Annotated in this window: 8 protein-coding genes; 1 reads left to right on the top strand and 7 read right to left on the bottom strand. The window is 60.5% G+C overall.

Translation table 11 applies throughout. The features are described 5' to 3' along the window. Positions 1 to 155 precede the first annotated feature (155 nt). Positions 156 to 689, top strand: a complete 534-nt coding sequence (gene idi / locus V3W49_RS07050) for an isopentenyl-diphosphate Delta-isomerase (RefSeq protein WP_500144576.1) — start codon at positions 156 to 158, stop codon at positions 687 to 689. A 73-nt stretch (positions 690 to 762) separates the two neighbouring features. Here idi and V3W49_RS07045 read toward each other — a convergent pair whose 3' ends face one another. The 7 genes from V3W49_RS07045 to V3W49_RS07015 all read right to left on the bottom strand — a co-directional run bounded on the left by V3W49_RS07045 (position 763) and on the right by V3W49_RS07015 (position 8,513). Beyond that, entirely contained in the window at positions 763 to 2,205 is a 1,443-nt protein-coding gene (locus V3W49_RS07045) for an MFS transporter (RefSeq protein ID WP_500144575.1), read from the bottom strand. Positions 2,206 to 2,285: 80 nt separating this feature from the next. Beyond that, entirely contained in the window at positions 2,286 to 2,771 is a 486-nt protein-coding gene (locus V3W49_RS07040) for an Lrp/AsnC family transcriptional regulator (RefSeq protein ID WP_500144574.1), read from the bottom strand. Positions 2,772 to 2,821: 50 nt separating this feature from the next. After that, on the bottom strand, positions 2,822 to 3,835 hold the full coding sequence (gene doeB, locus V3W49_RS07035; RefSeq protein ID WP_500144573.1) for a N(2)-acetyl-L-2,4-diaminobutanoate deacetylase DoeB: 1,014 nt from the start codon (positions 3,833 to 3,835) through the stop codon (positions 2,822 to 2,824). A gap of 12 nt (positions 3,836 to 3,847) precedes the next feature. Next, positions 3,848 to 5,047: an ectoine hydrolase DoeA gene (gene doeA / locus V3W49_RS07030; protein ID WP_500144572.1), complete on the bottom strand. Its 1,200-nt coding sequence runs from the start codon at positions 5,045 to 5,047 to the stop codon at positions 3,848 to 3,850. 84 nt (positions 5,048 to 5,131) lie between these two features. Further along, positions 5,132 to 6,100, bottom strand: coding sequence for a cyclodeaminase (locus V3W49_RS07025; RefSeq protein WP_500144570.1), 969 nt, complete (start codon positions 6,098 to 6,100; stop codon positions 5,132 to 5,134). Continuing rightward, the gene (gene eutB, locus V3W49_RS07020; protein WP_500144569.1) at positions 6,075 to 7,103 is read right to left on the bottom strand and encodes a hydroxyectoine utilization dehydratase EutB; all 1,029 of its coding nucleotides are present in this window, start codon (positions 7,101 to 7,103) and stop codon (positions 6,075 to 6,077) included. The genes V3W49_RS07025 and eutB overlap by 26 nt, the downstream gene beginning before the upstream one ends. Then, positions 7,104 to 8,513, bottom strand: coding sequence for an aminotransferase (locus V3W49_RS07015; RefSeq protein ID WP_500144568.1), 1,410 nt, complete (start codon positions 8,511 to 8,513; stop codon positions 7,104 to 7,106). It lies immediately after the preceding gene.

Raw genomic sequence — 8,513 nt, 5'->3', positions numbered from 1 at the left:
CCACGGGAATATATACGCAGGAAGTTATCGCAATCATAAGAGAGCAAAAACGTCTGGATATATAGGGTCAAATCCACAACGTGATTCACTGGAGTAAAGTTAATGCTGCCTTTTTCGGCTGGCACTCTGTACATCGTTTTTGCTAAGGAGCCACTATGTCTGTCATAGAAGTCATTTTAGTCGATGATTTTGACCGCCCCACAGGAAAAACAGAAAAGCTGGACGCTCATAAAAAAGGGTTATTGCATCGCGCGGTAACCGTTTATGTCTTCAATACACGGCATGAATTACTGCTGCAACGTCGCGCGATCAAAAAGTATCATTGTGGGGGGTTATGGAGTAACACCTGCTGTAGCCACCCTTATCCACAGGAACCCACTCAGGACGCTGCCGAGCGCCGGTTACGAGAAGAGATGGGGCTGGATATGACATTAACCCCGGTATTCGAACTAAAATATAATTTGCCCCTCAGTAATGGCCTGATTGAACATGAGTATGGTCATGTCTTTTTTGCTATCAGCGACGAGAAGCCGGCACTTAATCCGGAAGAGGCCGATGCGTGGTGTTACCGCTCCATTCAACAGATAGAAGCCGATATGAAAGATAATCCGTCTTTGTATACGCCCTGGTTCCTCCATACTTTTCCGCGTATTCCTGAGCGGTTCAATGATTTTCGTTCAGGTACCTGAACATATCTGCATTGCGTAAAAAAGCTCGCCAACCAGGCGGTTGACGAGCTTGGTCAAAAGACGCTGACTTCCCTTAACCGTCGCTCGACAGAGCGTTAAGCTGCAGGCGCTTGCGGCGCTGACGACGGTATAGATGATCCATAATCTCGGCCCGGGACTCAATGGCCGGCGGCGAACCTTCCAGCGGGCGGCAGGCGCTTTCCCTGCTCAGGCGTACCGCAATTAGCCCCACCAGGGCGCCGAACATCAGGTATCCGGCCGGGGCCAGTGGATTGCCGGTGGCATCGACCAGCCAGGCGCTGAGCAGCGGCGCGGTTCCGCCGAACAGGGAGGTGGAAAGGTTATAGGCGATAGCCAGCCCGCCGTAGCGTACCGCGGTGGGGAACAGCGCCGGCAGCGTCGAGGCCACGGTACTGAGAAAACAGGTCAGCAGTAGCCCCATCACCAGCATACCGATAAAGGTCAGCGCCAGGTTTTGACTGCCCAGGGCATAAAAGCAGGGCAGCGTCAGTACCAGAAAACCGACGCAGCCGATGGTCCACAGCGGCTTGCGGCCGATCTTATCGGAAAGCGCGCCCATGAACGGCAGCGCGACCATCATACAGAGCATCGCCACCACCACGATAGTCAGTCCTTCCAGTTCGCTCAGCCCCAACACCACGTTCAGATAGCCGGGCATCCAGGTCAGCAGCATATAGTCGGCCAGATTCAGGATAAACACCATGCCGATGCACAGCAGGAAGGCCCGCAGGTGGTGGGTGGCTATTTCCTGCCACTGCTGGCGCATTCCCGGGGGCGGTGCGCTGTTTTCCATATGCTTCGCGAAGGCCGGAGTCTCTTCCAGCCGCAGACGCAGCCAGACGCCGATCATCCCCAACGGCCCGGCCACCAGAAAGGGGATTCGCCAGCCCCATTCACGCATCGCTTCATTGCCCAGCATCAGCGTCATGGCGGTGACCAGAGCGGCGGAGAAGATAAGGCCCAACAGGGTACCTACCTCCAGCCAGCTACCCAGTCGTCCACGTTTGCGATCTGGCGCATATTCGGCAATAAACGTCGCTGCGCCGCCGTATTCACCGCCGGTGGAAAAGCCCTGAATCCCTCGCGCTACAATCAGCAGCACCGGCGCCCACAGGCCAATGCTGGCGTAGCTCGGGATAAGCCCAATGGCGAAGGTGCCCAGCGCCATCATAATCATGGTCAGGGCCAGTACCCGTTTGCGACCGATGCGATCGCCGAGCGGGCCGAAAAACATGCCGCCGAGTGGGCGGATCAGAAAGGCGACGGCGAAGGCGGCATAGGTGGAAAGCAGCTGGGCGCCGGGGCTGATCTCCGGGAAAAAGACCATCCCCAGGGTCACGGCCAGATAACCGTAGATGCCGAAATCGAACCACTCCATGGCGTTACCCAGCGAAGCCGCCGCCACGGCGCGCTTCACCAGGGATTTATCGATAATAGTGACGTCGGGAACCGCGTCAGCGTGTTGAAGCTGTGCAGGTGATGCATTGGTATTCATTATTTTTCTCCACGATCTCTTCGGAGAGCGGGGCGGCGGGAACGAGGCGCCGTCCACTGAATTACCCATACTCCCTGTGCTTAAACCTCTATATCACCCTCGCGCCGCAGGGTTTGCAGCGCTGTCGTGGACTTCACGCTCTTGGTGACGATATAGGTAAAATAACGTTCGATTCCCAGGTCAGACTCCAGCCAGCTATCGATCAGACGCTGATATTCGTCGATGGATAGCGTTTCGAATTTGGCCCAGTAATCCACGCCGCCGCCCACTGCCACGCATTCTGTCAGTTCTGGCGTATCGAGCACGCGTTTTTCAAAACGGGCAAAGCTCTCTGCGTTGTGTTGTTTAAGCTCGATCGAGACCCAAATCGGCAGGCGCTTCATCAGCACCCGGGCGTTGAGCCTGGCGTAGTAGCCTTCAATCAACCCGGCCTGTTCCAGACGCTTTACCCGCTCCCAGCAGGGGCTGACGGAAAGATTGATGGATTCCGCCAGCCGTGATTTGGTAATGCGCCCGTCTTTGCTCAGAATGTCGAGAATCTTCAGGTCATAGCGATCGAGTTTCATACAGTGCTTATATCCTTAATGGCGACCGGTACCCCGGAGGCCCCACATCGCTATGGCGATACGATCTCCCGGGCGATAACGGCCAGAGTGTCACCCATTGCAACCTGCGCCGGAAAGCGCCGCGCCAGCATAATGCCGTCGCGTAGCGCCCGATACTCCACCGGCGGGCAGCCGCTGCGGGAATGGTCATAAACGCGGGCCAGGAGTTCTCCCTGGGTCACGCGATTCCCCAGGGGGCAGAGAAATTCCAGAATGCCGTTGTGCTCGCTCTGTACATAACAGGATGCATCGGGCATATCAAGCAGCCGGGTTTCTCCTTCCCAGGGGTGGGGCGCTGTCGCCAGCATTCCGTGGTGGGCCAGAAAGTTGCGCACGCCTCGATCGGCCAGTTGCTGACGCTGGGGCGTCGTCGTGCCGCCGCCGCCCAGTTCGGTCGTGACAAAGCCTTTACCCTGGCTTTCCACTACGGTGTCGTAGAGCTGGCTGGCATCCAGTTCGTACATCATCACGGTGGTCGGCGCCCCAAAAGCCCGGGCCGCGGCAAGGTTGTCGGCCTGCTGGCGCTCATTATCCAGCGCGTGTAGCGCCGCGAAGGGGATAATCTCCAGAGTGCGACCACCGGAGTGTAGATCCAGCGCCACATCGCACATCGGCACCAGCACCCGGGTAAAATAGTCGGCGATCTGCGCGGTCACGCTACCGTCCGGCGTGCCCGGAAAACTACGGTTCAGATTACCGCCGTCGATGGGTGAGGTGCGTTTACCGGCCTGAACCGCCGGGGCATTCATCATCGGTACGATAATCACCCGGCCCTGAACCTCGTCGGCCCGTAGCTCCCGGGCCAGCTTCAACAGGGCGATAATGCCTTCGTATTCGTCGCCGTGATTACCGGCGGTCAGCAATGCAGTCGGCCCCGGCGCGCCGTTAATCACGGTGATTGGGATCATCACCGCGCCCCAGGCGGAGTTGTCGTGGGACCAGGGCAGTTTCAGGAAACCGTGCTGTACCCCGGGTTGTTCAAAATCCACCCCAGCGTAGACGGGACTGGGTTTTTCATGGTTCATGCAATGGGCTCCTTATTTAACAAACAGGCGTCGTGGGTAGTCGCACAGCACTTCGGCGCCCTGTGCGGTAATAACGATGCTTTCAGTGATCTCCAGCCCCCAGTCGTCCATCCACAGACCGGGCATAAAGTGGAAGGTCATTCCAGGCTGGAGCGGAGTATCATCACTGGCGCGCAGGCTCATGGTGCGCTCGCCCCAGTCCGGGGGATAACTGATGCCGATGGGGTAGCCGCAGCGTGCGCCGCCGCGATCGAGGCCGGCGCTGCGCATGGCGCCTTCCAGGGCCCGGGCGATATCGCCGCAGCTGTTGCCCGGGCGAGCGGCGGCCAGCCCCAGTTCAATGCCGGTCAGCAGGGCCTCTTCGGCACGCAAAAAGTGATCCGGCGCTTCCCCCAGAAAGATGGTGCGCGACAGCGGCGCGTGGTAATGACGATAGCATCCGGCGATTTCAAAGAAGGTGCCTTCCCCCTTACGGAACGGCCTGTCGTCCCAGGTCAGGTGCGGTGCCGCGGCATCGGCGCCCCCCGGCAGCAGTGGGACGATGGCGGCATAGTCGCCGCCGAAGCGCACGCCGCTGTCATCCACCCAGCCTTCAATGGCGCAGCGCTGAATCTCCGCCACCAGCATATTTTTCGGCAGTCCCGGCTCCACCATCTGGTAGATGCGCTCATGCATATTGCCGACGATGTGCGCCGCAATCCGCATATAGTCCAGTTCCCGTTCGGATTTAATGGCCCGACACCAGTTCACCAGCGCGGTAGCATCCATAAAGGCCTGGTTCGGGCTGCCCTGTTGCAGGCTCAGAAAGGCCCGGGCCGAAAAGTAGTAGTTATCCATCTCTACGCCGACCCGGGCCTGATGCCAGCCAAAGGTGGGCAGTACCTCCTGGGCCAGCCAGCGCATGGGGTGATCGTCGGGATTCTGCACCAGCCATTCCGGATAACCGACAATCCGCTCATCGGCCATCCAGCAGGTACGCAGGGCACCGTTGCTGTCCTGCAGCCGTCCATACCACACCGGTTCATCTTCCAGCCCCAGCAATACGCACTGATGCACATAAAAAGACCAGCCGTCGTAACCGGTCAGCCAGGCCATATTCGAGGGATCGCTGACCACCAGCAGTTCGATCCCGCGCTGCACCATGGCGGCGCGGGTTCTGGCGATACGCTGGTCGTACTCTTCTCGCGTGAAGGGCAAAGTTTTCGTCAACATGCTGTTTTATCACTCGTAACGGGAGTGGAAGCCCTGGCGGGCCCTGGGGCCGCCCGCCTGTTTACCCTGCGCACGGCGCGGGGGTTACTGCAATGCTTCAAGCTGCGCCAACGCAAAGGCGGCGATGGCACTGTCCTGTACGCCGGTGCCGGTCAGGCAGCACAGAGTGATTTCCTGCGGCGACTGGCGCAGCGCCTGGCCCCGGGCAACCCCGGTACCCAGTTCAACCACTTCAAAAGGAACGGGGGTTTGCTGTGCCTTAAAGATTTTCAGTTCACCGTTATTTTCGCTCTGACTGCGGATATCGCAGGCCACGCGATCGGCGCGCAGCAGGGCACTGATATCGACCTCCCGCTTTTCCGGGCTGTCGGAGCCCATGGCGGTGACGTGTACCCCTGGGGCCAGATGTTCCGCGAACAGCAGCGGTTCACGGGAAGGTGTGGTGGTGACGATAATATCGGCCCCGGCACAGGCGGCGCCGATCTCGCGGTAGCCTGTGGCCTGTAGCCCATCGTCGTTAAGCTCCCGGGCCAGTTGTTCTGCGGCCTCCGGGCGCCGGGCCCAGACGGCCACCTGGGCTACGGGGAACAGCAGGCGCAGGGCGGCCAGTTGCAGTCGGGCCTGTTCTCCGGCGCCAATCAGCGTGATGCGCTGACTCTCTACCCGTGCCAGATATCTGGCCGCCAGCGCTCCCGCCAGCGCGGTACGAATAGCGGTCAGATAGCCTTCATCCAGCAGCAGCGCCCGGGGTACGCCGGTTTCAGCGCTCAGCACCACCATCAGCCCGTTCAGGCTGGGCAACCCACGTTTGGGATTATCGAAAAAGCCCGGACTGATTTTGATAGCGAAGCTGTCGCTGCCGCGGATCCAGGCGGTTTTGACATCCACTTCGCCGTTGACCTCCGGCAGCGCCATCGAGAGGATAGGGGGCTGCACCACCTTGCCTTCGCCCAGGGCGCGAAATCCCGCTTCGACCGCCGCCAGTGCCTGAGCATCCAGTCGAACCGCGGCGCTTATCTGCTGTCGGTTATAAATTTGCATGGTTTTTTGCATGGCTTTGCTGCTCCAGCTCTCTTGCCCTTTCGAAGGTTTCCAGCGCTACGTTGTTGCCGCTAAGCACCAGCGCCACCTCTTTGCCTTCAATGGGGATCCTGTGGTGTTCAATGGCCGCCAGCCCCACGGCGGCGGCACCTTCAAGCAACATTTTTTCCTGCTCCAGCAGGCTGACCATAGCCCGGGCAATGGCGATTTCAGGCACCTGGTAGTGGCTGTCCATTACCGCTTGCACTAACGCCCGGGTATGGCGGTTATCCATGCCGATGCCGCCGCCCAGCGAATCGGCCAGGCTCGGGACTTCTTCTACCTGCACCGGTTTTCCCGCCTGCAGGCTGTGCCACATGGCGGCGCCCTGGCTGAGGCTGACGCCGACCACCTCGGTGCGCGGGCTGAGCTGTTTCATCACCAGACCGATACCGCCCAGCAGCCCGCCGCCGGACAGACCCGCCACCACCATATCGAGCTGCGGGCGCTCTTCCAGCAGCTCCAGCGCCAGGGTGCCCTGGCCGGCCACGATCAGCGGATGATCGAAGGGTGGGATCGCCACCTGACCACGACTGACGACCCGCTCATCCATCACCGCAAAGGCATCGTCCTGGCTGTTGCCACAGCGGCAGACCTCGGCGCCCAGTGCTTCGATAGCGGCCACCTTGTTGGCGGGGACCAGCGAAGAGAGGCAAACCGTGGCCGGAATGCCCAGCTCCCGGGCGGCCCAGGCCACCGCCCGCCCGTGATTGCCGGTAGAGGCTGTAATGACGCCAGACTTCAGGCGCTCCGGCCCGTACTGTTCCAGTAACGCGGCGATCATGTTGCTGGCTCCGCGCAGCTTGAAAGCGCCGGTGGGCTGCATATTTTCCAGCTTCAGCCAGACCCGGGCGCCGAAGCGCCGGGAAAGGCTCGGGGAGTAGCGCAGCGGAGTGCGGTCCGCCCGCCCCTGGATACGGTGACGGGCCTGCCAGACCTCCGCCAGACTGACGCCGCCGGGGAATTCCGGGCGCATTTATTGGGCTCCCAGCTGGCCTGCGGAACTCAGGTCGTCGGTGACCCGGTTCACCGCCCTTAGCGCGCGTTCGACCAGTTCATCCACTTCGCTGCGGTTAATCACCAGCGGTGGGGCAAAGCCCAGGATATCGCCCTGCGGCATGGCCCGGGCGATAAGCCCGTTTTCCAAAGCTGCCGCCGAGACCCGGGCGCCGACCTTCAGTGAAGGCTCGAAAGGCTGGCAGCGCTGCTTATCCGTAGAGAATTCGATGGCGGCCATCAGCCCCACACCGCGCACGTTGCCCACCAGCGGGTGGTCGGCAAAGCTTTCGCGCAGGCGCTGCTGGAAGTAAGCGCCGGTGTCGGCGGCGTTCTGCACCAGATTTTCCTGCTCGATAATTTGCAGGTTAGCCAGCGCCGCCGCCGCGCCCAGTGGATGCCCGGAGTAGGTCCAACCGTGGCCGATAGGGCCATATTCGCCGGTTCCCTGTTCCAGCACATTCCACACTTTTTCGCCGACGATCACTCCGGAAAGCGGCTGGTAGGCGCTGGTCAGCCCCTTGGCGATGGTTACCAGATCCGGGCGCATATCGTAGGTGTGAGCGCCGAATTCGCGTCCGGTACGGCCAAAACCGCATACCACTTCGTCGGCTATCAGCAGAATGTCGTATTTATCCAGCACCGTCTGAATAGCCTGCCAGTAGCCTTCCGGCGGCGGGACGATACCGCCGGTACCCAGAACCGGTTCACCGATAAAGGCGGCGACGGTTTCCGGGCCTTCGGCCTGGATCATCGCTTCCAGCCGTTCGGCGCAGTGGCGCGAGAATTCCCGCTCGCTGATACCCGCCAGCTCCGGGGCTCGCTGATAGTAGTAGGGGGCATCGGTATGCAGGATCCCGGCAATCGGCAGATCGAAATGGTCGTGGAACGACGCCAGCCCGGTCAGAGAGCCTGCGGCAATGCTGGAGCCGTGATAGCCGCGATGGCGTGAGATGATTTTCTTCTTCCGGGGGCGGCCCAGAATATTGTTGTAGTAGCGCACCAGCTTGATCTGGGTTTCGTTGGCGTCGGAGCCGGACATGCCGTAGTAGACCTTCGACATATTCATACCGGCTTTGGCGATAATCTTTTCGGAGAGCGCCACCAGCGGTTCATTGGTGTGGCCCACGTAGGTGTGGTAGTACGCCAGCTCTTTGGCCTGGCGATAGATGGCTTCGGCCATCTCTTCGCGCCCATAGCCGATGTTGACGCAGTACAGGCCCGCAAAGCCATCGATAAACTGATTGCCTTCGGCATCGCTCACCCTGATGCCGCGGCCACCGGTAATCACCCGGCCAGGGAGCGCGCCATGGGCATAGTCGCGCAGATGGGTAGAAGCGTGAAAGGTCACCTGACGATCGCGGGAAATTAAGTCGTTGCGCTGTTCCAT

Origin of the sequence: Rosenbergiella sp. YN46 (assembly GCF_036620675.1) — a bacterium.
In the GTDB taxonomy this organism is placed as follows: domain Bacteria; phylum Pseudomonadota; class Gammaproteobacteria; order Enterobacterales; family Enterobacteriaceae; genus Jejubacter.
This window is presented reverse-complemented; position numbering and strand designations above follow the sequence as displayed.

Excerpts from the sequence above, each read along its gene's own strand:
- idi (WP_500144576.1), top strand. The coding sequence starts at position 156 with ATGTCTGTCATAGAAGTCATTTTAGTCGATGATTTTGACCGCCCCACA.
- V3W49_RS07045 (WP_500144575.1), bottom strand. The coding sequence starts at position 2,205 with ATGAATACCAATGCATCACCTGCACAGCTTCAACACGCTGACGCGGTT.
- V3W49_RS07040 (WP_500144574.1), bottom strand. The coding sequence starts at position 2,771 with ATGAAACTCGATCGCTATGACCTGAAGATTCTCGACATTCTGAGCAAA.
- doeB (WP_500144573.1), bottom strand. The coding sequence starts at position 3,835 with ATGAACCATGAAAAACCCAGTCCCGTCTACGCTGGGGTGGATTTTGAA.
- doeA (WP_500144572.1), bottom strand. The coding sequence starts at position 5,047 with ATGTTGACGAAAACTTTGCCCTTCACGCGAGAAGAGTACGACCAGCGT.
- V3W49_RS07025 (WP_500144570.1), bottom strand. The coding sequence starts at position 6,100 with ATGCAAAAAACCATGCAAATTTATAACCGACAGCAGATAAGCGCCGCG.
- eutB (WP_500144569.1), bottom strand. The coding sequence starts at position 7,103 with ATGCGCCCGGAATTCCCCGGCGGCGTCAGTCTGGCGGAGGTCTGGCAG.
- V3W49_RS07015 (WP_500144568.1), bottom strand. The coding sequence starts at position 8,513 with ATGGAACAGCGCAACGACTTAATTTCCCGCGATCGTCAGGTGACCTTT.